General features: G+C 53.6%; 27 protein-coding genes and 1 pseudogene. 9 read left to right on the forward strand and 19 right to left on the reverse strand.

Annotated features, from left to right (window positions below; genetic code table 11):
• Nucleotides 1–62 precede the first annotated feature (62 nt).
• The 4 genes from LMS44_RS13930 to LMS44_RS13945 form a co-directional block, all read right to left on the reverse strand.
• Nucleotides 63–326 (reverse strand): Txe/YoeB family addiction module toxin, encoded by a 264-nt coding sequence (locus LMS44_RS13930; protein ID WP_039859212.1) that lies wholly within the window; start codon nt 324–326, stop codon nt 63–65.
• Nucleotides 323–565 carry a type II toxin-antitoxin system Phd/YefM family antitoxin gene (locus LMS44_RS13935; protein ID WP_138800842.1) on the reverse strand — a complete coding sequence of 81 codons (243 nt, stop codon included), beginning with the start codon at nt 563–565 and terminating at the stop codon, nt 323–325. The genes LMS44_RS13930 and LMS44_RS13935 overlap by 4 nt, the downstream gene beginning before the upstream one ends.
• Nucleotides 566–681: 116 nt before the next feature.
• Nucleotides 682–1,218: a PDDEXK-like family protein gene (locus tag LMS44_RS13940; protein WP_041158648.1), complete on the reverse strand. Its 537-nt coding sequence runs from the start codon at nt 1,216–1,218 to the stop codon at nt 682–684.
• A gap of 51 nt (nt 1,219–1,269) precedes the next feature.
• Nucleotides 1,270–1,596 (reverse strand): DUF7709 family protein, encoded by a 327-nt coding sequence (locus LMS44_RS13945; RefSeq protein WP_027958672.1) that lies wholly within the window; start codon nt 1,594–1,596, stop codon nt 1,270–1,272.
• A gap of 130 nt (nt 1,597–1,726) precedes the next feature.
• On the opposite strand from LMS44_RS13945, the pseudogene LMS44_RS13950 reads away from it, so the two are divergent.
• Nucleotides 1,727–1,855: pseudogene (locus LMS44_RS13950) on the forward strand (type II toxin-antitoxin system RelE/ParE family toxin); the annotation flags it as partial.
• Between the two features lie 72 nt (nt 1,856–1,927).
• On the opposite strand, the gene LMS44_RS13955 reads toward LMS44_RS13950, so the two are convergent.
• Both LMS44_RS13955 and LMS44_RS13960 read right to left on the reverse strand, forming a co-directional pair.
• Complete coding sequence (locus LMS44_RS13955; RefSeq protein ID WP_035538312.1) at nt 1,928–2,257, reverse strand: VOC family protein; 330 nt, start codon at nt 2,255–2,257, stop codon at nt 1,928–1,930.
• Nucleotides 2,258–2,348: 91 nt separating this feature from the next.
• Entirely contained in the window at nt 2,349–2,843 is a 495-nt protein-coding gene (locus LMS44_RS13960; RefSeq protein ID WP_041158675.1) for a P-loop nucleotide/nucleoside kinase family protein, read from the reverse strand.
• 529 nt (nt 2,844–3,372) lie between these two features.
• Here LMS44_RS13960 and LMS44_RS13965 point away from each other — a divergent pair.
• Complete coding sequence (locus LMS44_RS13965) at nt 3,373–3,999, forward strand: OmpW/AlkL family protein (RefSeq protein WP_022522983.1); 627 nt, start codon at nt 3,373–3,375, stop codon at nt 3,997–3,999.
• A gap of 80 nt (nt 4,000–4,079) precedes the next feature.
• Here the strand turns inward: LMS44_RS13965 and LMS44_RS13970 are convergent, their stop codons facing one another.
• Nucleotides 4,080–4,415: a YqcC family protein gene (locus LMS44_RS13970; protein WP_027958669.1), complete on the reverse strand. Its 336-nt coding sequence runs from the start codon at nt 4,413–4,415 to the stop codon at nt 4,080–4,082.
• A 327-nt stretch (nt 4,416–4,742) separates the two neighbouring features.
• Here LMS44_RS13970 and LMS44_RS13975 point away from each other — a divergent pair, with 327 nt between their 5' ends.
• The 4 genes from LMS44_RS13975 (at nt 4,743) to LMS44_RS13990 (ending at nt 7,738) form a co-directional block, all read left to right on the forward strand.
• On the forward strand, nt 4,743–5,780 hold the full coding sequence (locus LMS44_RS13975; RefSeq protein WP_233974540.1) for a DUF3549 family protein: 1,038 nt from the start codon (nt 4,743–4,745) through the stop codon (nt 5,778–5,780).
• A 33-nt stretch (nt 5,781–5,813) separates the two neighbouring features.
• Nucleotides 5,814–6,254, forward strand: a complete 441-nt coding sequence (locus LMS44_RS13980; protein WP_009287110.1) for an ATP-dependent zinc protease family protein — start codon at nt 5,814–5,816, stop codon at nt 6,252–6,254.
• Between the two features lie 41 nt (nt 6,255–6,295).
• Complete coding sequence (gene rimK, locus LMS44_RS13985) at nt 6,296–7,204, forward strand: 30S ribosomal protein S6--L-glutamate ligase (RefSeq protein ID WP_009287111.1); 909 nt, start codon at nt 6,296–6,298, stop codon at nt 7,202–7,204.
• 87 nt (nt 7,205–7,291) lie between these two features.
• The gene (locus LMS44_RS13990; RefSeq protein WP_009287112.1) at nt 7,292–7,738 is read left to right on the forward strand and encodes a hypothetical protein; all 447 of its coding nucleotides are present in this window, start codon (nt 7,292–7,294) and stop codon (nt 7,736–7,738) included.
• 77 nt (nt 7,739–7,815) lie between these two features.
• Here LMS44_RS13990 and LMS44_RS13995 read toward each other — a convergent pair whose 3' ends face one another.
• The 7 genes from LMS44_RS13995 to LMS44_RS14025 form a co-directional block, all read right to left on the reverse strand.
• On the reverse strand, nt 7,816–8,538 hold the full coding sequence (locus LMS44_RS13995; protein WP_233974539.1) for a SanA/YdcF family protein: 723 nt from the start codon (nt 8,536–8,538) through the stop codon (nt 7,816–7,818).
• A gap of 18 nt (nt 8,539–8,556) precedes the next feature.
• Nucleotides 8,557–9,126 (reverse strand): putative Fe-S cluster assembly protein SufT, encoded by a 570-nt coding sequence (gene sufT / locus LMS44_RS14000; protein ID WP_009287114.1) that lies wholly within the window; start codon nt 9,124–9,126, stop codon nt 8,557–8,559.
• A gap of 36 nt (nt 9,127–9,162) precedes the next feature.
• Complete coding sequence (locus LMS44_RS14005; protein ID WP_233974538.1) at nt 9,163–10,458, reverse strand: cysteine desulfurase; 1,296 nt, start codon at nt 10,456–10,458, stop codon at nt 9,163–9,165.
• Nucleotides 10,459–10,484: 26 nt separating this feature from the next.
• A complete protein-coding gene (gene sufD / locus LMS44_RS14010; protein WP_233974537.1) occupies nt 10,485–11,825 on the reverse strand; it encodes a Fe-S cluster assembly protein SufD in 1,341 nt (446 codons plus the stop codon).
• Complete coding sequence (sufC, locus tag LMS44_RS14015) at nt 11,822–12,571, reverse strand: Fe-S cluster assembly ATPase SufC (RefSeq protein ID WP_022522976.1); 750 nt, start codon at nt 12,569–12,571, stop codon at nt 11,822–11,824. Before sufC ends, sufD begins: the two co-directional genes overlap by 4 nt.
• Before the next feature lie 73 nt (nt 12,572–12,644).
• Nucleotides 12,645–14,087: a Fe-S cluster assembly protein SufB gene (gene sufB, locus LMS44_RS14020; RefSeq protein ID WP_022522975.1), complete on the reverse strand. Its 1,443-nt coding sequence runs from the start codon at nt 14,085–14,087 to the stop codon at nt 12,645–12,647.
• Between the two features lie 78 nt (nt 14,088–14,165).
• Nucleotides 14,166–14,630: an SUF system Fe-S cluster assembly regulator gene (locus LMS44_RS14025; protein WP_022522974.1), complete on the reverse strand. Its 465-nt coding sequence runs from the start codon at nt 14,628–14,630 to the stop codon at nt 14,166–14,168.
• Nucleotides 14,631–14,926: 296 nt separating this feature from the next.
• Between LMS44_RS14025 and LMS44_RS14030 the strand changes: the two genes are divergently transcribed.
• Nucleotides 14,927–15,130 (forward strand): putative motility protein, encoded by a 204-nt coding sequence (locus LMS44_RS14030; RefSeq protein WP_233974536.1) that lies wholly within the window; start codon nt 14,927–14,929, stop codon nt 15,128–15,130.
• Between the two features lie 76 nt (nt 15,131–15,206).
• On the opposite strand, the gene LMS44_RS14035 is transcribed toward LMS44_RS14030, so the two are convergent.
• The 3 genes from LMS44_RS14035 to LMS44_RS14045 all read right to left on the reverse strand — a co-directional run bounded on the left by LMS44_RS14035 (nt 15,207) and on the right by LMS44_RS14045 (nt 16,519).
• A complete protein-coding gene (locus LMS44_RS14035) occupies nt 15,207–15,548 on the reverse strand; it encodes a zinc ribbon domain-containing protein YjdM (RefSeq protein WP_233974535.1) in 342 nt (113 codons plus the stop codon).
• Nucleotides 15,549–15,624: 76 nt separating this feature from the next.
• The gene (locus tag LMS44_RS14040) at nt 15,625–16,101 is read right to left on the reverse strand and encodes a YbhB/YbcL family Raf kinase inhibitor-like protein (RefSeq protein ID WP_233974534.1); all 477 of its coding nucleotides are present in this window, start codon (nt 16,099–16,101) and stop codon (nt 15,625–15,627) included.
• Nucleotides 16,102–16,144: 43 nt separating this feature from the next.
• The gene (locus tag LMS44_RS14045) at nt 16,145–16,519 is read right to left on the reverse strand and encodes a thiol-disulfide oxidoreductase DCC family protein (protein WP_233974533.1); all 375 of its coding nucleotides are present in this window, start codon (nt 16,517–16,519) and stop codon (nt 16,145–16,147) included.
• Between the two features lie 93 nt (nt 16,520–16,612).
• Between LMS44_RS14045 and LMS44_RS14050 the strand changes: the two genes are divergently transcribed.
• Complete coding sequence (locus LMS44_RS14050; protein WP_233974532.1) at nt 16,613–17,089, forward strand: flavodoxin family protein; 477 nt, start codon at nt 16,613–16,615, stop codon at nt 17,087–17,089.
• 150 nt (nt 17,090–17,239) lie between these two features.
• Nucleotides 17,240–18,328 (forward strand): histone deacetylase family protein, encoded by a 1,089-nt coding sequence (locus LMS44_RS14055; protein ID WP_498945439.1) that lies wholly within the window; start codon nt 17,240–17,242, stop codon nt 18,326–18,328.
• A gap of 61 nt (nt 18,329–18,389) precedes the next feature.
• Here LMS44_RS14055 and LMS44_RS14060 read toward each other — a convergent pair.
• A protein-coding gene (locus LMS44_RS14060; RefSeq protein WP_223827930.1) for an IS3 family transposase occupies nt 18,390–19,747 on the reverse strand; the annotation gives its coding sequence in 2 pieces (ribosomal slippage) (nt 18,390–19,265 and nt 19,268–19,747; 1,356 coding nt in all).
• Nucleotides 19,748–19,855: 108 nt separating this feature from the next.
• Nucleotides 19,856–21,034: an acetyl-CoA C-acyltransferase FadA gene (fadA, locus tag LMS44_RS14065; RefSeq protein WP_233975574.1), complete on the reverse strand. Its 1,179-nt coding sequence runs from the start codon at nt 21,032–21,034 to the stop codon at nt 19,856–19,858.
• Nucleotides 21,035–21,049 lie beyond the last annotated feature (15 nt).

Genomic DNA, 21,049 nt, shown 5'->3' on the forward strand with positions numbered 1-21,049 from the left:
ACTCGTTAGTGGTTTTTTTTATCTAACGAACGGTTTTTTTGGCAATAGCGGCTGGTGATGCATTATTCGTAGTGGCTCCAGAGCCGAAGAACTTTTACCACTCGCTCGTCCTCAAGCACTTGGTAGACTAGGCGATGCTGGATATTGATCCGGCGTGAGTAGGCGCCAGCAAGATCACCAATGAGCTTCTCAAACGGAGGCGGCTTACGGTAGGGGTCTTCTGCAATCAGTACCAGTAAATCCTGGGCTTTTGGCTTGAGGCCGCTGGAGGCCAGTTTCTTCGCATCTTTTTGGGCTTGTTTGGTGTAAACCAACTTCCATGTCACCAGTCCAGCTCCTCACCGCATTCATCTAGGGGGGTATTCATCCCCTCACGAATAGACTCCCGCATACCTGGCACGGAGAGCAGGTAAAGTGTTTCCTGAATCGCCGACCAGTCTTCCTCGGATACCAAGACAGCTTTGTTCCGCTTGCCCATGATGACGATGGGCTGGTGAGACTCGGCAGTTTCGTCGATCAACCGATAAAGATTGCTGCGCGCCTCAGTTGCTGTGATTCCGGTCATGACGCCCTCTTGCTCATTCAATTTTCTAACAATGTACGCCTTTGGGTACGTACGTCAAGACGAACGTTGTGCATAACATCGTCAGAATACGTCTTTCGCGTGTATGGCCCTGATACTCATTGAGCCTTTTCTCCCGGTTTCGTGGTAGCGGCCTTGTAACATGTTGCCCCAAATAAGGCCTCATAGACCTCATCGATAGAACTGAAATTTTTAAACCAACCTTTTGGCAAAACCCTTATATTAGGGCGTTCGGCTTTAAATCCGCCCTGGTCGCCCTTGGTATGTTTTGCAACCTTAAGCCCGTCAAGGCTAGGCAATTTCTCGCCTGGAAGAGAGCCAAAGAAGAGGAATGGCCCCAGCTCCAAGGTATCTTCGTTGAAATAAATCCAAATAACACACCCAGAGGGCTTTTCAGAAAGCCTCGTATGAACTTTCTGGCTGGCTGTTTTGCCGCCAACGTATGAAGCTTTAAGCTGTATATGCCTCACGACCCCATTATCTTCCGCTATTAGATCATAGCCAGCGTTATCAACTTCTGGACTCGCCACCTCTAGCGTGCAGCCAAATTCCTTCCAGGAAAGCTTTAGCAGTTCGCCAATGAAAAGATGCTCAACGAGCTTTTCTCTAAAAGACGAGTGTTCGCTATGGTTCAACGCCTTCTCTCCACGTAACGCCGTAATCCCAAGCTTGTTGCGTACATTGCTTTAGCCTCTTGCTTCTGACAAGTAGCCTTTTGCAAGCTCGCCTACGAAACGACGCCCAGGATTAGAGCCGTTTATCCAATCATCAGGCGCAAATAGTTCAAACAGTCCTACCTTGATCAGTGTCGGCACCGCCAGCTCAAGCTCTTTCTCTACTTGCCCGCGCTCGCCTGAATTGTATAGATTAATGTTGTGGAGCATGGTTGCGACAGTGCCCGTCTGTACCTTGCTACCATCTTTAAGTCGAACAGAAGGAAGAACCTGACCTTCTGAAACAATTTTTTGGTTGGCCTCAGCCAACTGGTCTGAGTTTTCAATACTGTTGCTCATTGCAATTATTCCTCTTTAAAGCAGCTCAAGACAGTCATCAGCGTGGGCAAACGCAGCGAAGGGGTTGGCATCCGGTGCACGGCCTAAATGGGCTGTTTCAGGCGGCAACAAGCTTCTTAGCGTTTGCGCTAGAGTCCATCAGTTCAAAATGAACGAGCAACTGACTCTGCTCGGCTACAGTTTTGATGATGGTGCTCTTGTCCTTGAACTGATGGTCTTGGGCTCACACGAAAATTTCTACCACGATCTCAAACGGTAGCAATGACGTTATAACTCCCGGTACAAGCTGCGCTTTGGAGCAGCGGAAAAGCGCTCACCGTGATGCCGCTTGTTATGGTTTCTGCTCACTAAGCTCAACCTTTCTGCCATCAGGATCTTGGACGACATAAACATGCTTTCCGCCAAACTTATACTGGTCCACTAATTCTAAGTCAGGGATGATATTGCCCAGACCTTCCACTGAAAATCCTAGTCGCGTGTTGTCTACTGATTCGCTGCTAACCAATGGATACAACTCGAATACAAACCCCGCATTTTCTGACGAGTAATGCACTGGCCCACAGCCATGCTGCTCTTCCACGAAGCTGAAACCGAGCTGCTCATAGAACTGCTTGCTGGCCCGCAAATCGCTGCACCGTAGTACGAACAAATCAAGTTTCATAATTCACCAAAATGACATAACGCTGCAACGTGCGCGGCTTTGTAATAAAGGCGCAGCCGCAACGTACAAGCAGTCGCTGTACCTGCGGCTATTATCCATTTGCCGAAATTACAGTTATGTTAAACCCTTCATCAGGTGTGGGCGCAACAAAGTACTTTGTAACCTGCTCAAACATCTCTTCAGTATCCGTTGTCGCTCTCTGCGGTTGTTCTGCACGCCTTTTGGCTATCTGCTCTAAGCAGGTATCATTTGGCTGGTCAATGTAAATTAGCTCATGGGGAGCCTGAATCTCTGAAAAGACACTTCTAAGCCATTTTCGTTGCGGAATCGTATTTGCAGGAAAGTCCATTACCACATTAGTGCCTGACGCCAAGATCGACTGAGCCAGCTTCTTCATTTGAGGCTTGAGCCGTCCAGCATATTTTACGTAATCTTCCAGTGTCTTAATGCTATCGGGATAAACCGACGCAAGCCACTCGTCTTCTGAAAGCAGTACGGCGTTTCGTTCTTGGGAAACTTCAAGAGACTTTGTAGTTTTCCCTGCCCCCATTTTCCCGCAGAAAAATGTCAACACTCCTTTCTTCATTTCTTGCCTCGTATTGCATAGCAGTTTATTTCTGCGCATACGTATTTTCCTAGAAAGCGTAACACCATAAAAAAACTCCAATGTGTTAATAGTAATGGGCAAATTACCAACTCCCATTCAAATGCTCGCTAGAAAAATGCGCATGCTCATTCCTGACCATCTTTTCGCATTGCCTATAGACACGAGCAGATGTTTTACAACTCGCTGTTTTAATTTATTTTTATAAACAATATTCTGGCAATATTTGATCATACCTCTTGCTGAGCGTATCAGAAAAACACGTATTACAGACTAAAAATACTTCATATCACTGCGCATGCATCCATACAAATGGGCAAGCCAAATGGTTAGCAGCCCGCTTCTGAATTAGGTCTCTCCAGCCGCCCCTCCCCCTAACCCCCCATGTCTAATAACTCTTGCCCTGGATCAATAATCCACTCCCTGGGTCTCGTTACACTGGTTTCATCGTTAAGCGGCTATCGAAAAGCCGTCTAATCTTACTATCTGCGTTAACACCTGGAGTGATCCCATGCGTAAAGCCGCCCTGCCTACATTATTCGTCACCACTGTTGCCGCTGCGGCAATGATGACCAGCAGCCAGGCATTCGCCTACGGCGCTGGCGATTTCTTCACCCGCGTGGGTGTGGCCAAAGTCGCCCCCACCAGCGACAACGGCTCACTGGCCAACGGTGCGCTATCAGTGGATGTACAGGATAAAACCGATTTCGCGTTCACCTTGGGCTATCGCTTCCACGATAAAGTCGGCGTGGAACTACTGGCGGCGCTGCCGTTTGAACACGACATCCATTTAAACGGCGATAACATTGCCTCAACCAAGCACCTGCCGCCGACCCTAACACTGCAGTACTACCCGCTGGGCGGCACTCAGTCACGCGTACAGCCCTATGTCGGCGCCGGTATTAACTACACCTTTTTCTCCGATGAGGAGCTGACGATTGGTGATTTAGACCTGGATGACTCCTGGGGAGCGGCAGGCCAGGTAGGTGTTGATCTATTAATTGATGACCATTGGGCGCTGAACGCCGCTGCTTGGTACATCGATATCGATACCGATGCGAGCGTTAACGGTGCGGCGGCAGGTACCGTTGAGATCGATCCTCTCGTGGTCATGGCAGGCCTCAGTTACCGCTTCTAAGCCACTTGCAAAACCGCTAGCGGATGTTATCCACAAAGCCTGCCTCACGGTGGGCTTTGTGCGTTTAGTAGCATGCCGCTTTAAGCGCTTTCAGTGACGATCTGGTCGACCTTCTCTACCGCCCGCACGATGAGCAGCTGGTGGTGGGCGGGTGTTTTCTCCTGCTGTAAATAGGCCGCCACGGCGGGAGCCACCTCGCACTTTGCGGGCATGGCTGCACGGGCATCCATCAAAGCGTTCAAGCGGGCAATAAACACAAAGCGTACCCATTGAGGCAGCGACATCGTGTCGATGCAAAATGGCTGCTGGCTGGCAAACGCCTCTGCATCGGGTGTTGGCATGCGCCATAGATCGGCGGCTTTCATCGACGCCTCAAGCTCTAGAAGTGCTGTCTGCAGCGGTTGATAAGTACTCATAAAGACGTGTGTCACTACCTCGGAAAATGAAAAGTGTGTCGTCTGCCCATTATCCCCACTCAGCGAGTGCCTTGCCACCTATCAACGCTTGCGGGAAGTTATCCATAGACTCACAGAAAACCTGCACGAGCCTGTGGATAAACTATGGAAAGGTGTCGCAACGCTTGCTCTCATGGGGCTTTCGCACAGTTGATTAATTTTTAACCGCATTGTCATTAATGCTAATGCCTTAAGGCACTGTCATTAACACCATGTTTTATCAGTCTCTGCGGCTGACAGTGTCACATCAGCAAGGTAGAGTGCAGGCTTGCAACGCGGAAGGATGTCATGCAACCAATTCAAACCCTTGATGAGTTTTTTACCCGCAGCGGTGGCGAGGTTTCCCTTTACCATATGGGGCGCCATGTCGCCCCCTGCCCGCGGGAGTCACTTGCCGCCTTTGAAGGTGGCGAAATGGCCTGGCCAGAACCCTGGCAAGGCCAAGCGCGCTTAGCCATTGTGTTTCGCCTTGGCGATATGCCCGAACCGGCTATTTGGTTCTTAGCCTTGCCACTGGACGAGCAGGGAATGATTGCCCCCGCCCAGCGCGATGCGTTTTTAAACCGGCTGCTGGAAACACTGGGGCGCGCGGTTTCTAACGTGGGTCGTGAAGAAACAGCGGACGTGGATCACTTAATGAAGGATAATCCCCTCGCCTTCACGCCTAACGTCACCTTCCAAGCCATGCTCAATGCACGCGCCACCCATGCGCGTGGGCTACCCGCCAGCCAGCATTTTGAGCCGGTTGATGCCTACTTGAGCGGCCAGCAAGCGATCGATTGGCAGGCATTGGGGTTACAAGGGATTGCCGATTACGTCGTGAGAATGGAAACACTTGACGCTGAATCGCTCGCGCAGCGGTTGCCTGAACTGCCTACCGCCGTTATCCACTCCTTGTGCTACTGTTTAGAGCACCAGCCATTGCCACAGGCGTTAGTCGCGGCACTGCAGCGTCGTGGCGAAGCCGCTGCACAAGCGGGCGACATCGAAACGCTGTGTGCCTGCCTGCGCGCAGTGGGCAATACGGATGCATCAGAGGTGGGTAATTGGTACACGGCCTTACTTAACGACTCAGCGGCCTGTGGGCCGGATGTGCTCGCGGCAATAGCCGGGCGCGGCTGGGGCTATCTTGAAGACGCGCAGCGCCTGCCACTTTTTCTGCAACGCTTAGCAGAAGATGAGCGTAGCGATTTTGCCGCCGTAGTGCGTGATATTGCGTTAATACCACGACTACGCTTACCGGTCATGATGGCACTGCGGGATGCGCCTGCTGGCTCCGCAACTCAACGCCGTTTGACACTGATGATGTCACAGAGGAACGCTTGATCCGATGTCACTTTTAATTGCAAGGAGTGAGCCGTGAAGGAATTACCCTATCAGGCCAAAGCGGTCATTGGCCGCCGCGAGATGGTGACGCTACCTGAACTAGGGCTTCACCTATGCTGTAAAGCTGACACTGGCGCGCGAACATCTGCTCTGCATGCAGAAGAGATAGAGACCGATGAAGATGACCATGGTCAACTGTGGGTTAGCTTTATCACCCATAGCGGAGGGCCAGACACGCCAGCGCATCGCTTCCGATTGCACCTGCATGATCGACGCCGGGTCACCAGTTCCAACGGTCATAGCGAGTGGCGCTATGTTATACGTACCCCGATGCAGATGGGCGACTTGAATTTCCCCATTGAACTGACCCTTACTGACCGCAGCAATATGCGCCACCCGATGCTACTAGGCCGTAGCGCCATGCGCCGCCTCCTGGTGGCCCCCGGTGCCGCATTCTTGCACGGTGAGCCTTAACCCCTTATTAGTCGCTTCAATCTCAGCTCGGAGTCTCCTACATGCATATCGCTCTGCTGTCACGCAATCGCAATTTGTACTCTACCCGCCGCCTGGTTGAAGCCGCAGAGCAGCGTGGGCATACCGCCCGCGTGGTGGACACGCTGCGTTGCTATATGAGCATTACCTCGCACCACCCTTCGATCCACTATAAAGGCCAAGAGATTGAGCCTTTCGATGCGGTGATCCCGCGCATTGGTTCATCGGTCACCTTTTACGGCTGTGCGGTGCTGCGCCAGTTTGAAATGATGGGCACCTACGTTATCAACGATAACGTTTCGATTACCCGTTCGCGGGATAAATTGCGCTCACTGCAACTGCTGTCGCGTAAAGGGTTGGGGCTACCGATTACCGGCTTTGCCCACTCCCCCGATGACATTCCCGACCTAATCACCATGGTCAAAGGTGCGCCGCTGGTCATCAAGCTGCTTGAAGGCACCCAGGGGATTGGTGTGGTATTGGCGGAAACCAACCAGGCCGCTGAATCCGTCATTCAAGCGTTCATGGGCATGAAAGCCAATATCATGGTGCAGGAGTACATCAAAGAGGCGCGTGGCGCCGATATTCGCTGCTTCGTGATTGGCGATAAAGTGGTGGCTTCAATGAAGCGCCAGGCGGCGGACGGTGAGTTTCGCTCGAATCTACACCGCGGCGGCACCGCCACCGTGATCCGCATCACCCCTGAAGAGCGTTCAACGGCGATCCGTGCAGCCAAGGCCATGGGTCTGCGCGTTGCCGGTGTCGATTTGCTACGCTCCAATCACGGCCCGGTGATTATGGAGGTTAACTCTTCGCCTGGTTTGCAGGGCATTGAGAACGCCACCGGCAAAGATATTGCGGGAATGATCATTGAGCACATTGAAAGAAACGCTTCACCAGCCCGTAAAGCACCGCCCAAGCCTAAAGGCTAAGGCAAAATATTAAAATAATCCGTTTCGGGGGTGGCAAATAGTCGCTGTCACCCCCACAATCTGCGTCACCGAAGGAGGTAGACGCTCATGTTTCTCGATAATCGCCAAGTGGCGATGGACAGCGTATTGGAAGCGCTGGCCGATAGCATTGATTATTTCCAAGACAATATTGAACGCCTGCGCCCGTCGCTGCGTGACGCTTTAAAGCCGCATTATGCTGCGCGGCTCAAGCAAATGCGCCAGCTGCAGGATCTGGCCCGTGCGCATTTAAAAATGCTGCCCCGGGATGCAGACGTTGAGCGCGATGATTTTTTATGGCTGTGGAGCCGTCTAAAAAGCTTTGTCGGCAACGATAGCCAAGTACTCATCAATGAGCTATTGGAGCAAGAGCGTGTATTAATGCAGGCGCTCTCCTCACTGTATACCCACCCGTTACCCGATCCAATTGAACCGGTGGTAGAAGAGTGCATGCAGGGATGCCGTAAGCTTATCCGCGAGCTGTATGCGCTGCAAAAGCGCAAAACCCACCGTTAACGCCCTATAGGCACGCTGCTAGGGGCTTTAAGCTATCTATGCTCAGGACCTCTATGCTCAAGGGCCTGGTCAAAGGGCTATGGAGGGCTAAAGCGCTCGTTTAGTGATGGCAGAATAAGGTCTATGGGCGTCCGCCTGGGTAATTCGATGGGCTCAGGCGTACCGAGAAAATAGGGCTCCCTCCCCCATACATAGAGATCGCCCAGGGTGGCTACGCGCGCTGCCCACTCGCGCAGCTTTAAACGCCACCCCACTGCTACGGTAGGGTCATCCGCCACACAGCCAGTGACATCGATACCTAGCGCACGGCCAATAAATACCGCGCGGGGAAGATGCCAGCTCTGGGTGATCAGCAGGGCTTTATCCAGCTGAAAAACGTCCCGGGCACGCGCTAGCGTGTCGTAGGTGCTAAAACCAGCAAAATCCATGGTCAGCTGTTCAGGCGCGACACCGCGTCGGTACAGCTCGCGCCACATTGCGCGCGGCTCGTTATACGCCTGGGTACGATTATCCCCAGAGAGCAAAAGATGCTCGACCTGAGCCTGCTCAATTAAAGTAGCAGCGGTTCGCATGCGCGCATGGAAGTGCGGGTTTCGCACCCCGCTACGCGTCCAGTGAGACGTGCCGAAGACAATCCCCACTTCTGCTGGATGACACTGCTGCGGCTGACGCTCAATGTATGCAGCGGTAGTCGCGAGCACCCAAAAATTGCCGCCTATAAACAGCAATGTCGCCAGCAGCAACAGTGCTCCTAGCGACATTAAAAAACGCTTCGACCACGTTAATAACACGTTATGCATCCAGCTCCCCAGCCGGGGTTAGAACATGCCGAGTTCAAGCTTGGCCTCGTCACTCATCATGTCACGGCTCCAGGGCGGGCTGAAAACTATTTCGGTGTGAACCTTGCTGATCTGCGGCGCACCGAGGATCTTATTGCGCGCATCCGCCGCGATCACATCGCCCATCCCACATCCAGGGGCGGTCAGCGTCATGCGGATAGTTACCATACGCTCACCACTGATAAGGCGCTCGATGCGGCAACCATAGACAAGCCCCAAGTCAACGATATTGACCGGTATCTCCGGGTCAAAGCAGGTGCGCAGTTGATCCCACACGAACTGCTCGATCTCCTCCTCGGTCGCCGTTTCGGGCAGCGTAGGACGCGGTAGCGACTCAAGCCCCAGGGCATCCAGGTTTTGCCCCTCAATCAAATAGAGGCGCCCCTCAAAACCGACGCTTACCGTACTGCCTTTCGCCTGCATAACGCTAACAACGCTATCTTCAGCCAGTGTTTCCGTACTGCCAAACGGAATGGCAATGGCTTCCACATCGCGCTGGAGCGGTAACTGTTGGCCACGTTCCAGACTGGCAACTTGCTCAAGATCCATAACTGTCCTTAAATGACGATTCTTAAAGAACCGACCTTAACGCACCATACCAATGACACGTTGGAGTGCTTCTACAAAGCGATCCACTTCTTCGAGGGTATTATACGCAGCAAATGAAGCGCGGCACGTCGCGTCGACCCCAAAATGATGCAACAAGGGCTGCGCGCAGTGGTGACCGGTACGAATAGCGACGCCAAGCTGATCGATCAGCAAGCCAATATCTTGCGAATGCGCCCCTTCCACAATAAAGGAAAGAACGGCCGCTTTATCCGGCGCAGTGCCTAAAATACGTAGACCATCGATTTGACCGACCGCCTGGGTAGCGTGATCGAGCAGTTGGCCTTCCCAGGCGCCGATGGCATCTATGCCAATGCTCTCCATCCACTCAAGCGCTCGACCCAGGGCAATGACCTCCGCAATAGCGGGCGTGCCCGCTTCAAACTTATGCGGAATAGCGGCAAAAGTGGTACCCGCATCAAAGGAGACCGTACTGATCATCTCCCCGCCCCCCTGCCAGGGCGGCATCGCTTCAAGCAGCGCCTGCTTGCCGTAGAGCACACCAACGCCTGTCGGCCCATACACTTTGTGGCCAGAGAAGGCATAGAAGTCAGCATCGATTGCCTGCACATCGACCACTTGGTGAGGTGCTGCCTGAGCACCATCAATCAGAATCAGCGCACCCTGCAGATGGGCAAGCGTTGCCATCTCTTGCACCGGGTTGATGGTTCCCAGAGCATTAGAGACATGGTTCACCGCCACCAGCTTAGTGCGCTCACTCAGCAGCGAGCGATAGGCAGCCATATCCAGCGCGCCGTTGGCCTCAACGGGAATCACCTTAATAGTAAAGCCAATCTCGGCGGCCAACAGCTGCCAGGGAACAATATTGGAGTGATGCTCCAACATCGAAATCAACACCTCATCGCCAGGTGCAAGATTTGCACGCCCCCAGCTATGCACGACCAGATTAATCGCTTCCGTGGTGCCGCGGGTAAAGATGATCTGACGCGCATCTTCCGCATTAAGGAACGCCTTAACCCGGTGGCGCGTGCCTTCAAACGCCGCCGTCGCCTCATCGGCGAGAGTATGCAGCCCGCGGTGAATATTGGCGTTATAGCGCGAGTAGTAATCGCTAAACACGTCAATCACCTGCTGAGGTGTTTGGCTAGTGGCCGCATTATCTAAATAGATCAGCGGCTTGCCGTGCACCTCACGGGCCAGCACCGGAAAGTCCTGGCGCAGGCGCATAACATCAAAGGTCGCTTGCGCAGGGCTTGTTTGCAAAGAACTCGATTGCAAAGGGCTGTGCGTTGGCTCAATAACGGAATGTGGCATCAGACGCTCCTGATTGGGTAGTGGCGCTAGTCGTTAAGTGAAACCGCCGCTTCGACAAGCCCGGCAAGGTTGAAGCGCTCTGGCAGCTTACCGGCGACCGCTAACTCAACGCGCTCGGCAATCGCATCCAGGGTGACTTTGTCCAACACCTCGCCAGCGAAAGCGAGCGTTAGCAGACCGCGAGCGGTGGCTCCATCGATACCGCGGGTACGCAGCGCATAAATCGCCTCTTCGTCTAGCTGGCCCGTAGTCGTGCCGTGTGAGCACTTAACGTCATCGGCGTAAATCTCAAGCTCAGGCTTGGCATCAATGTGGGCGCGATCCGATAGCAGTAGGTTTTGATTACTCTGAAAACCTTCGATCTTCTGGCTATCGCGCTTGACGTAGACCTTGCCGTTAAACACCCCGTGGGCGCGATCATCCAGAATGCCCTTGTAGTTCTCATTGGAGAACGTCAGCGGCGCATTGTGGTTGACCTTGGTATGGTTGTCGACGTGTTGGCGACCCTGACCAAAGAACAGACCCAGGAAGTTGGTTTCAGCGCCCTGGCCGTTCAAGTCACTGATCAGATCGTTGCGCACCAGCGCACCGCCCAGGCTCAGGTTATAGGAGGTATAGCGCGTATCGCGGCCCTGCTCTACGTGAATGCTCGCCACGTGCAAATCACCCAACGGCGCTTCTTGCAGCTTGTAGTGGGCCAGTATCGCGCCCCGGTCTAGCATCAGCTCGCCAACTACGTTGGTGAAGTTCGTCGCTTCGCTTTCACCTGTGTAGTGCTCAATCAGCGTCGCCTCGCTGCGGCCTCCTGCCTCCACCAGCACCCGCGGGTGACACATCACCGGCTGGCCTGCGCGGGACAGAAACTGCAGCAGGATGGGCTTCTCAACCACTGTTCCCGGTGCAATGCGAACCACTGCCCCCTCTTCCATAAACGCCGTGTTTAGCGCGGCGAAGGGCGAAAAATCCACCCCGGTTAGGCGCCCAAGCGGGCCACCCACGGCTTCGTGGTTCTCTGCTAGCGCCTTGGAAAGCGGTAATACCTGAACGCTTGACGGCAGTGAATCCAAATCAGAGAGCGCCGATGAGAAAACGCCATCCACGAAGGTCAGCCGGTAGGCATCAATCGGCAGCGTTAGCGCCGCGGCGGTGGCCGGAGAGAACTCAGCGTTGTCGGCTATTGCAAAGTTGCCCTGGGCAATCGAACGTACGTCGGTGTACTTCCACTCTTCATCGCGACGCGTAGGAAAACCCAGCGCCTCAAAACGTGCAGCACCCGCCTGGCGACGAGCAGCAATCCAGGTCGGTTCCGCTGTGTAGTTCGAGCTGCGCGCCTTCAGCGTGTCTAAAAAGGTTTGCGTATCGCTCATGCCACAGACTCCTCGATACCTTCGTACCCATTGGCTTCCAGCTGTTTGGCCAGCTCGGCGTCACCGGTTTTGACAATACGGCCATCGACCAGTACATGAACTTGGTCTGGCACGATGTAATCCAGCAGACGCTGGTAGTGGGTGACCAGCAGAATGGCGCGGTCTTCAGCGCGCAGGCTGTTGACACCATCGGCGACCACTTTCATGGCGTCGATATCCAGGCCGGAGTCGATCTCATCGAGCATGGCAAGCTTCGGCTGAAGCACCAGCATTTGCAGGATCTCGTTGCGCTTTTTCTCGCCGCCTGAGAAACCTTCGTTAACGGCGCGCTGTAGGAAGCTAGCGTCCATTTTCATGTAACCAAGCTTCTCTTTCACCAGCTTCATAAACTCCGGCGCTGGCATTTCGCCTTCGCCGCGGGCTACGCGCTGGGCATTAAGCGCAGACTTCAGCAGGTAAATGTTTTTAACCCCTGGAATCTCGACCGGGTACTGGAAACCCAACAGCAAGCCAGCCTGGGCGCGCTCTTCAATTTCCATTTCGAGCACGTCTTTGCCTTCAAAGGTAATCGTGCCCTGGGTAACTTCGTAGCCATCTTTACCGGCAATCACCGCGGATAGCGTCGATTTACCCGCGCCGTTCGGCCCCATAATGGCGTGCACTTCACCCGCCTTGATGGTCAGGGTCAAGCCTTTGAGGATTTCATTACCTTCGACGGAGACGTGTAAATCATTCACTTGCAACATATTGATTACCTTCTGATTCTGGCGAGTCGCCACGGCGACACTAATATAATTAATTGGAATAAATGGGCAGCGGTTAGCCGACCGCGCCTTCCAGGGTCACATTGAGCAGCGCTTCGGCTTCAACGGCAAACTCCATGGGCAACTCTTGGAAGACATCCTTACAGAAGCCGTTAACAATCATGCTGACCGCATCCTCTTCAGAGATACCGCGGCTCTGGCAGTAGAACAGCTGGTCTTCACCGATTTTCGAGGTCGTCGCTTCGTGCTCAATGGTCGCCGTGCTATTGCCAATTTCCTGATAAGGGAAAGTATGCGCACCGCACTTATCACCTATCAACAGCGAGTCACACTGGGTGAAGTTACGCGCCCCTTTGGCCCGCGGGCCAATTTTCACCAGGCCGCGATAGGATTGGTCACTCCTGCCCGCTGAGATACCTTTAGCGACGATATACGAACGCGTGCCTTCGCCAATATGAATCATCTTGGTGCCGGTATCGGCCTGCTGGCGACCATTGGTAACGGCGACGGAGTAGAACTCGCCGATACTGTCTTTGCCGCGCAGTACGCAGGAGGGGTACTTCCAGGTAATCGCCGAGCCGGTTTCTACCTGCGTCCAGCTAATCCGTGAACGGTCACCACGGCAATCACCGCGCTTGGTGACGAAGTTATAGATACCGCCTACGCCATTTTCATCACCGGGGTACCAGTTCTGCACGGTGGAGTATTTGATATAGGCGTCGTCCAGGGCGACAAGCTCGACCACCGCGGCGTGAAGCTGGTTCTCATCGCGCATTGGAGCCGTACAGCCTTCCAGGTAAGAGACCTGGGCACGGCTTTCGCAAATAATCAGCGTGCGCTCAAACTGGCCAGTGTTGGCCGCGTTAATGCGGAAGTACGTAGACAGCTCCATCGGGCAAGTCACGCCTTCTGGCACAAACACAAAGGAGCCATCGGTAAACACCGCTGAGTTCAGCGCGGCAAAGTAGTTGTCCGCCACGGGAACGACCGTGCCCAAGTACTGTTTGATCAGTTCCGGGTAGTCGCGAATGGCTTCAGAAATGGAGCAGAAGATAACCCCTGCTTCGCCAAGCTGCTTTTTGAAGGTAGTGGCGACCGAAACGGAGTCAAACACCGCATCGACGGCAACACCTGCCAGCGCGGCGCGTTCGTGCAACGGAATACCCAGTTTCTCATAGGTTTCCAGCAGTTTGGGATCCACTTCATCCAGGCTTTGCGGGCGGTCTTCCGGGCGTTTCGGCGCACTGAAATAGGAGATCGATTGGTAATCAATCGGCGGATAGTCGAGATGCGCCCAGGAAGGAGCTTCCATCTTCAACCACTGGCGGTAGGCATCCAGACGCCACTCCAGCATCCACTCCGGCTCGCCCTTCTTTTTGGAGATAAAGGCGATGGTGTTTTCATCCAGGCCAGGTGGCAGGGTGTCGCTCTCAATATCGGTTACAAAGCCATCTTTGTATTCGCGACGAACCAACTGTTCCATTTCTTCGCTTGCCATGGTGATACCCTCCGGGCAGTTGGGTGGCGAGGTCATCGCCTTTAATAATAAATTAGGCCTGCTGTACTCGCGCCGCCGTTAGGCCGACGCCGCCGACAGGCTGATCGTTTGAATAGGCAGTTGTACTGGCAGCTTAATCGGCGCTGTATCAGCCAGATGCGCCAGGGTCACGCTCTCTAGCAGAGTACGCATGGCCAAGGAGACCCGCTGCCAGTTGTCTGCCACACCGCAGGTAGCCACAAGCTCACAATCGCCTTCTGCTTGGCTGCACTCGGTCATGGCGACGGGGCCTTCAATCGCCGCAATAATATCGGCGGCAGTAATCTGCGATGCGGGCCGGGCCAGGCGGTAACCGCCTTGGGCGCCACGCTGAGAAACCAGCAGCCCTGCCCGCACTAGCATTTTGAGCGTTTTACTCACCGTCGGATGGGGCAACTGCACGGCCTCTGCTAACTCTGCCGCTGCATGCGACGCCTGGGAATGGCGGGCAATTTGCGCCATGACCACCGCGGCATAGTCTGTCAGCCGAGAAAGCTTAAGCATGTCGACTCCCTTTATGTCATCAGTACGCAGCAAATCAAATGGTCGCCACGTCAATTGAGTACCATTTTAGTCCTGTATAAATTTGATGTGAAGCCCCTGAGCAAAATGGATAGCAATTTACGCAAAATATCGGCACGTTCGGCGCTGATAGCATCAAAAACAACAATCATTATCATTTAGGAAAGCTATTACTTCTGTATCTGCTGCTTTGCATTGAGTAGCCGACTCTGATAGCGTCAGAACGTATTAGATGCCCCTACTGTATGAGGCATCCCGATATTTGGAGGAGGCAGACTATGGATGTAGCAGCTAACAACATGGTAAATGCAACGCTGGATATGAGGCAGGCGCAAGCGATCCAACAGGCTCAGTTCGGGGTTTTTAAAGAGGCATTAGACGGCCAGGCAGCGCAAATCACCGCCCTGATGGATAGCGTTGCTTTAGATCCACAGCTGGCTACCAGCGGCAGCGTAGGTACGCAGATTAATACGACTGCGTAATAAACGTTAGGCTAGATAAATCAATAGCCCCCTGGTCAATGCCAGGGGGCTATTTTTTTAACGATCTGCTTTAGCGCTAGGCTTTCTTAACAAACTCGGATTTAAGCTTCATCGGGCCGATACCGTCAATTTTACAGTCGATATCGTGGTCGCCTTCAACTAAGCGAATGCTTTTCACTTTGGTGCCCACTTTAACCACCAGTGAACTTCCCTTAACCTTCAAGTCCTTGATCACCGTTACGCTATCACCGTCGGCGAGCATATTACCGTTGGCATCACGCACGCCTGAAACCTCATCAGCGCCCTCTTCTTCTGCGACTTTTGACCACTCATGGCCGCACTCTGGGCAGACATATTGAAGGCCATCATCGTAGCTAAACTCAGAGGCACAGGCAGGACAGTTAGGCAGGTCACTCATCAGACGGCTCCATCACCACGGTTAGAAAGCGATGGAGCCTACACGGGTTACGCAAAATGTCCAGCCAGAGGCTAGATCAATCGCGCTGGTAAGTACCCACCAAACGGTTCATTCCTAGCAGGTTCGGCTCTACTTCTTTGAGCAGCTCAGCCAGCGTGAGCCCTTCAGGGAGGGAGGTTTGATGATCCAGCGCCAGCACCCAGAAATAATAAAGATGCTTGCCGTGCCCTTCTGGCGGCATCGGGCCACAATAGCCAGTACCACCTTTATCATTTGCGCCGACGGTGCCCGCCGCCGTCTTTTCAGTTAATTCCTGAATATCGCCGGGTAAGTTATAGAGCACCCAGTGGACAAAGCCATAGCTACCGTCTTTGACCAACGGCGCGTCCGGGTCGTGGCAGATCACTGCAAACCCTTGGGTTCCCTCGGGAGCGTCTTGCCAAGCAAGTGCCGGCGAAACATCCTCACCTTCCCCGGTGTGCTTGGCAGGGATCGCCTGATGGTCAGCAAACGCCGAGCTGGTAACCTGCATCGATGAAAGTGCAAATGCCATGTTTTATCTCCTTGGTCTATCTAATGTGTCTTTCACTCCCAGTCTAACAACTCCACCGGCCTTGTTTCTTCAGGCGGCGCTTAACCCAGACATCGTAAAGCGCCCGCAAGCCCGATTTAATGCCCGGTAGACCAATGATCCAGGCAGCCGGCACCAATAAGGGAATACGCTTCATTAATAAACGGTAAGCATCGATCCCCTCCACCAATTGCCCTGATTCCGTTTCGATATGCAGGGAACGCAGCGCTATCTCGGGATCGACGCCCTTTTGCTGTAGCACCTGGTGATGTTCACTCACGTCAAGCCAAGCGATATCAGCGGCATGCTGCCCCGACCAGCGCTCATAGCGGCGGCGCTCTTTACGACACAGCGGGCACTGCGCATCGTAAAAGACATTGATAGAGGTATTATTGGGCATATAGCCTCTTTAATTAACGACACTGAAGCAGTGTGGCATTTTCAGTACTAGTCGCAAACCTTTACATATTCACTGCTTATTTAGGCTACGGCTATGACATCTGAGTTCAAAAAACAGCTATTAATTGTTGCCCATGCCCCTTCGGCGAATACCCGCTTATTGCGTGATGCGGCTTTCCAGGGCGCGAGTCATTCCGACCTTGAGCAGGTGCACTGTGTGGTAAAAGCGCCCTTGGAAGCTGGACCAGACGACGTGCTTGCTTGCGATGCGATTCTGCTCGGCACCACAGAAAACCTGGGTTATATGAGCGGCGCCCTCAAGGATTTTTTTGATCGCAGCTACTATTCTGTCATTGAAAAGAAACAGGGATTACCCTGCGCGCTCTATATTCGCGCGGGGCACGATGGCACGGGCACCCAACGCGCAGTAGAAAGCATCGTCACTGGCTTACGCTGGCGATGGGTACAGCCACCGCTCATTTTGCGCGGCGAGTGGCAGCCCTCATTTGCAGATCAGGTAGAAGAGCTCAGCATGACCCTAGCGTTTAGTGTTGAGAGTGGCATTGTTTGAAAGTGACATGGTTTGAGAGTGATATTGTATAACCTCGCCTAGCCTGCCTTACTGTAGATAAGCATTTCGTGCCCATTGTGCGATTAAAGGGCGGCAGTACTTGCTTGAATTTACTGCTGTTACTTAACGCACGTACATTAGGTAGCCATTATGCATAAAGTCATTGCTTTCTATGATGATCGGGTGCTCGCTCACGAGCCCAATATTGACGCCGACTTTCTACCTCAACGGATCGATAAGCGCATTCGACATCTGCTTGCAGGGCTCCCTGTGCCGTGGAAATACCCCGAGCACCCCGGCCGCTTGAAAGCCATTCAGCACCTGCTTGAGAAAGCGCCCATTGCGGGCCTGCACATTGAAGGTGGCAAAGCAGCCACCCATGAACAACTCGCCAGGGTGCATACCACTTCCTATCTAAGCGATATTTTTAGCCTGCGCGGGAAAAATGCCTGGTTGGATGTGGATACCACAGCGGTCTCACCGGGTAGCGTCGATGCCGCCGAAGTCGCCGCGGGAACGGCCATTGCCGCAGTAGAAGCGGTCATGGAGAAGCGCGCTAAAAGTGCCTTTGCACTTGTGCGCCCGCCAGGGCACCACGCAGAGCCCGTTCGCGCCCGCGGCTTTTGTTTATTCAACAATGTAGCGGTCGCCGCAGCCCATGCGCGCAGCGCGCTGGGTTGCGAAAGAGTGCTGATTGTTGATTGGGATGCCCATCACGGCAACGGCACCCAGGATATTTTTTGGGCAGAGCCGGACGTAATGTTTTTCGATATTCACCGCGCAGCACCCTTCTATCCCGGCTCAGGCCATCTGGAAGAAGTGGGCGCCGGTTTAGCTGAAGGCACCACCATCAATGTTCCGTTACCGGCTGGCGCTGGCGACGAAGCGTTTCTCAAGGCATTTCGTGACATTCTTGCTCCGGCCGCAGCGTGGTTTAAGCCCGACATTATTTTAGTTTCGGCAGGGTTTGACCCCCACTGGCACGATTTGGCCTTAAACGTTTCCTATGAGGGTTTTGGCGCACTGACCGGTTTCTTGCAACAACTGGCCGAACAACACTGCGATGGCCGCTTAGTGTTCGTATTAGAGGGCGGCTACAACCTGGAGTCACTGTCCAACGGCACTAGAGCCGTACTTGCCGTATTGGCGGGCAACACCGTGCCTGTGCCCGATACCTGCGGCATTGCGGAAGTCCAAGCCGCGGCGGATTTCCACCGCACGGCTTTTCAATCGGAATAATTTCGCTGCTCATAAAAACGGCACCTCGTGAACTGACCCCATAAACTTGGACAGTGAAAAACTAAGCAGCCAAGGCCTGATTTCGGTACTGCACCGGACTCAGGCCTTTTAATTTGGTCTTAATCCGCTCGTGATTGTAGTAATGGATATAGTGCCGAATGCCCGCCTGTAATTGCTCAATGGTGTCAAAGCGGTTCAGGTAAAAATATTCTGACTTCAGCGTACCAAAGAAGCTCTCCATTGCGGCATTATCCAGGCAATTGCCTTTACGTGACATGCTCTGAATCACGCCATGCTCGCTGAGCTTACGCCGGTAAGCTGACATCTGATATTGCCAGCCTTGATCAGAATGCAGTAAAGGCGCGTCTTGGTCGGCCAACTTAGCCAAGGCTTTCTTGAGCATCCCCCCTACCAGCGAGTACTGCGGCTGTTTCTGCATTGAGTAGGACACGATTTCCCCGTTGTAGAGATCCATCACAGGCGACAAGTACAGCTTTTCGCCTCGGATATTAAACTCCGTGACGTCGGTTACCCACTTTTGGTTGGGTCGTTCAGCATGAAACTGGCGGGCAAGAAGATTGGGAACACTGGCCTGTTGTCCACGATAGGAGCGGTATTTCTTCGGGCGTACCAGCGACTTCAAGCCTAGATGCTGCATTAGGCGCTGGACTGTCTTATGGTTGACCTGCTCGCCCGACTGACGCAACGCTGCTGTGATTCGGCGATAACCGTAGCGGCCTTTGTGATGCTCGTAGAGGACGTGAATGCGTCGCTTCAGACCAGCATGCCGATCTTCCAACTGCTGAGCCCTTGCCTGATAATAGAACGTACTACGCGACAATTCTGCTACTTTTAGCAGCACCGCCAAAGGGTGGCCTTGCTTCAGCTCAAGGACTATCTGCGCTTTTTCTGCGCGGCTTGTTCTTTTGCCTGACGCAAGGCCCTCAACTTTTTTAGGTAGGCCACCTCAGCACGCAAGTACTCATTCTCTTGGAGCAGCTGCTCCAGCGAGCTCTTATCCGTCAGTGGAAGTGGGGGCTTTGGGGGCTCTGTTGTAGGCATCTTCGTCGGACGTCCTCGGGCTTTAGGCTCCAACGCTTGGAAGCCTCCTTCATGATACTGGCTTTCCCACTGTCGTACGACGCTCGTACCACCTCGAATATCGAACAGAGTCGTCGCTTGTAAGGCTGATAGCTCCTCTTGCCTCATCTGTTGCAACACCGCTAATTTGAACTCAGCGCTGTAGTGGGTGAACTTTTTCTGCAAGCCACTTAGACCATGCTGTTCAAAGTGTTTAACCCAACGCCTGACGGTTGTAGGGCCAAGACCGTACTGTCTGGCCAGACTCTTGTAACCCTGCTGTCCTTCTGCGTAGCGTTGCACTACTAGTAACTTGAACGCTTCATTATGTTTCGTCATGAAAAACACCCCAATCGTTGGATGAGCGTCCAACTTTTGGGGTGCAGTTCATCGCGGTGCCGTTTTGCAATGCCGATTGCCGATTTAAAGCAATAAAAAGCTAGGTGATTATTTCAAGCGTTCAAACACCGTCGCTACACCTTGCCCCATACCAATACACATGGTTGCCAAGCCCAGGGTGGTATCGCGCTGCTGCATAACGTTCAACAGCGTGGTGCAGATACGCGAGCCCGAACAACCTAACGGGTGCCCTAACGCAATAGCGCCACCGTGCAAGTTAACTTTGTCATCTAGCGAATCCAAGAAGCCTAAATCTTTCAATACCGGAATCCCCTGAGCGGCGAAGGCTTCATTAAGCTCAACAGTTTGAATATCCGCCGCGGAAAGGCCAGCGATTTTCAACGCTTTCTTAGATGCAGGTACCGGGCCATAGCCCATGATCGACGCATCACAACCCGCGACGCCTGTAGAGAGCACCTTCGCAATAGGCTCTAAGCCCAGCGCTTGAGCTCGCTCGTAGCTCATCACTGCCATTGCCGAGGCACCCACGGAGAGCGCCGAGGAGGTACCCGCCGTGACCGTACCGTTGCGCGGGTCAAACACCGGCTTCAGATTCGCCATAGACTCCAGGCTAGCGTCACCGCGAATCACTTCATCACGCTGAACCATGACTCTAAAGCCGCGTTGATCGTGGCCTTCGACGCCGATAATTTCGTTATCGAAGTAGCCCTTCTCCATGGCCGCCTGGGCGCGCTGGTGAGAGCGTACGCCGAATTTATCCTGATCTTCCCGAGAAACGCCGTGCATTTTACCCAGCAGCTCCGCGGTTAGGCCCATCATCATCGCCGCTTTAGCAGCGTATTTGCTGGCGGCGGGGTTAACGTCAACGCCGTGAGCCATGGGTACGTGCTCCATGTGCTCAACGCCGCCAATGATAAAGAAGTCGCCCATACCCGCTTTGATATTGGCGGCGGCGATATGCAGCGCCGTCATTGAAGAGCCACACAAACGGTTAACGGTTTGCGCGGGCACCGAGCGCGGAATACCGGTCATAATCGCCGCATTACGAGCAATGTTCATCGACTGCTCGAGTGTCTGGTTCACACAGCCCCAGATCACATCATCCACTTCAGAAGGATCTAGATTAGGATTGCGGGTAAACAGCGCCTGCATAGCTGCAGCAGAGAGATTCTCTGCGCGAACATTACGAAAAGCACCATTTTTGGCTTTCGCCATGGCGGTACGAACACCGTCTACCACCACAATGTCTCTCGGATTCAAACTCATCTTATATCTCCTGTG

The organism is Halomonas profundus, from assembly GCF_020865425.1.
GTDB classification, from domain to species: domain Bacteria; phylum Pseudomonadota; class Gammaproteobacteria; order Pseudomonadales; family Halomonadaceae; genus Vreelandella; species Vreelandella titanicae.

Coding starts and splice junctions, on each gene's coding strand:
- LMS44_RS14030 (WP_233974536.1), top strand. CDS start 14,927: ATGGATGTAGCAGCTAACAACATGGTAAATGCAACGCTGGATATGAGG.
- sufC (WP_022522976.1), bottom strand. CDS start 12,571: ATGTTGCAAGTGAATGATTTACACGTCTCCGTCGAAGGTAATGAAATC.
- LMS44_RS13970 (WP_027958669.1), bottom strand. CDS start 4,415: ATGAGTACTTATCAACCGCTGCAGACAGCACTTCTAGAGCTTGAGGCG.
- sufT (WP_009287114.1), bottom strand. CDS start 9,126: ATGGATCTTGAGCAAGTTGCCAGTCTGGAACGTGGCCAACAGTTACCG.
- LMS44_RS14045 (WP_233974533.1), bottom strand. CDS start 16,519: ATGCCCAATAATACCTCTATCAATGTCTTTTACGATGCGCAGTGCCCG.
- LMS44_RS14035 (WP_233974535.1), bottom strand. CDS start 15,548: ATGAGTGACCTGCCTAACTGTCCTGCCTGTGCCTCTGAGTTTAGCTAC.
- LMS44_RS13935 (WP_138800842.1), bottom strand. CDS start 565: ATGACCGGAATCACAGCAACTGAGGCGCGCAGCAATCTTTATCGGTTG.
- LMS44_RS13960 (WP_041158675.1), bottom strand. CDS start 2,843: ATGAAGAAAGGAGTGTTGACATTTTTCTGCGGGAAAATGGGGGCAGGG.
- fadA (WP_233975574.1), bottom strand. CDS start 21,034: ATGAGTTTGAATCCGAGAGACATTGTGGTGGTAGACGGTGTTCGTACC.
- rimK (WP_009287111.1), top strand. CDS start 6,296: ATGCATATCGCTCTGCTGTCACGCAATCGCAATTTGTACTCTACCCGC.
- sufD (WP_233974537.1), bottom strand. CDS start 11,825: ATGAGCGATACGCAAACCTTTTTAGACACGCTGAAGGCGCGCAGCTCG.
- LMS44_RS14050 (WP_233974532.1), top strand. CDS start 16,613: ATGACATCTGAGTTCAAAAAACAGCTATTAATTGTTGCCCATGCCCCT.
- LMS44_RS13990 (WP_009287112.1), top strand. CDS start 7,292: ATGTTTCTCGATAATCGCCAAGTGGCGATGGACAGCGTATTGGAAGCG.
- LMS44_RS14040 (WP_233974534.1), bottom strand. CDS start 16,101: ATGGCATTTGCACTTTCATCGATGCAGGTTACCAGCTCGGCGTTTGCT.
- sufB (WP_022522975.1), bottom strand. CDS start 14,087: ATGGCAAGCGAAGAAATGGAACAGTTGGTTCGTCGCGAATACAAAGAT.
- LMS44_RS13965 (WP_022522983.1), top strand. CDS start 3,373: ATGCGTAAAGCCGCCCTGCCTACATTATTCGTCACCACTGTTGCCGCT.
- LMS44_RS14025 (WP_022522974.1), bottom strand. CDS start 14,630: ATGCTTAAGCTTTCTCGGCTGACAGACTATGCCGCGGTGGTCATGGCG.
- LMS44_RS14005 (WP_233974538.1), bottom strand. CDS start 10,458: ATGCCACATTCCGTTATTGAGCCAACGCACAGCCCTTTGCAATCGAGT.
- LMS44_RS14055 (WP_498945439.1), top strand. CDS start 17,240: ATGCATAAAGTCATTGCTTTCTATGATGATCGGGTGCTCGCTCACGAG.
- LMS44_RS13955 (WP_035538312.1), bottom strand. CDS start 2,257: ATGAAACTTGATTTGTTCGTACTACGGTGCAGCGATTTGCGGGCCAGC.
- LMS44_RS13995 (WP_233974539.1), bottom strand. CDS start 8,538: ATGCATAACGTGTTATTAACGTGGTCGAAGCGTTTTTTAATGTCGCTA.
- LMS44_RS13945 (WP_027958672.1), bottom strand. CDS start 1,596: ATGAGCAACAGTATTGAAAACTCAGACCAGTTGGCTGAGGCCAACCAA.
- LMS44_RS13975 (WP_233974540.1), top strand. CDS start 4,743: ATGCAACCAATTCAAACCCTTGATGAGTTTTTTACCCGCAGCGGTGGC.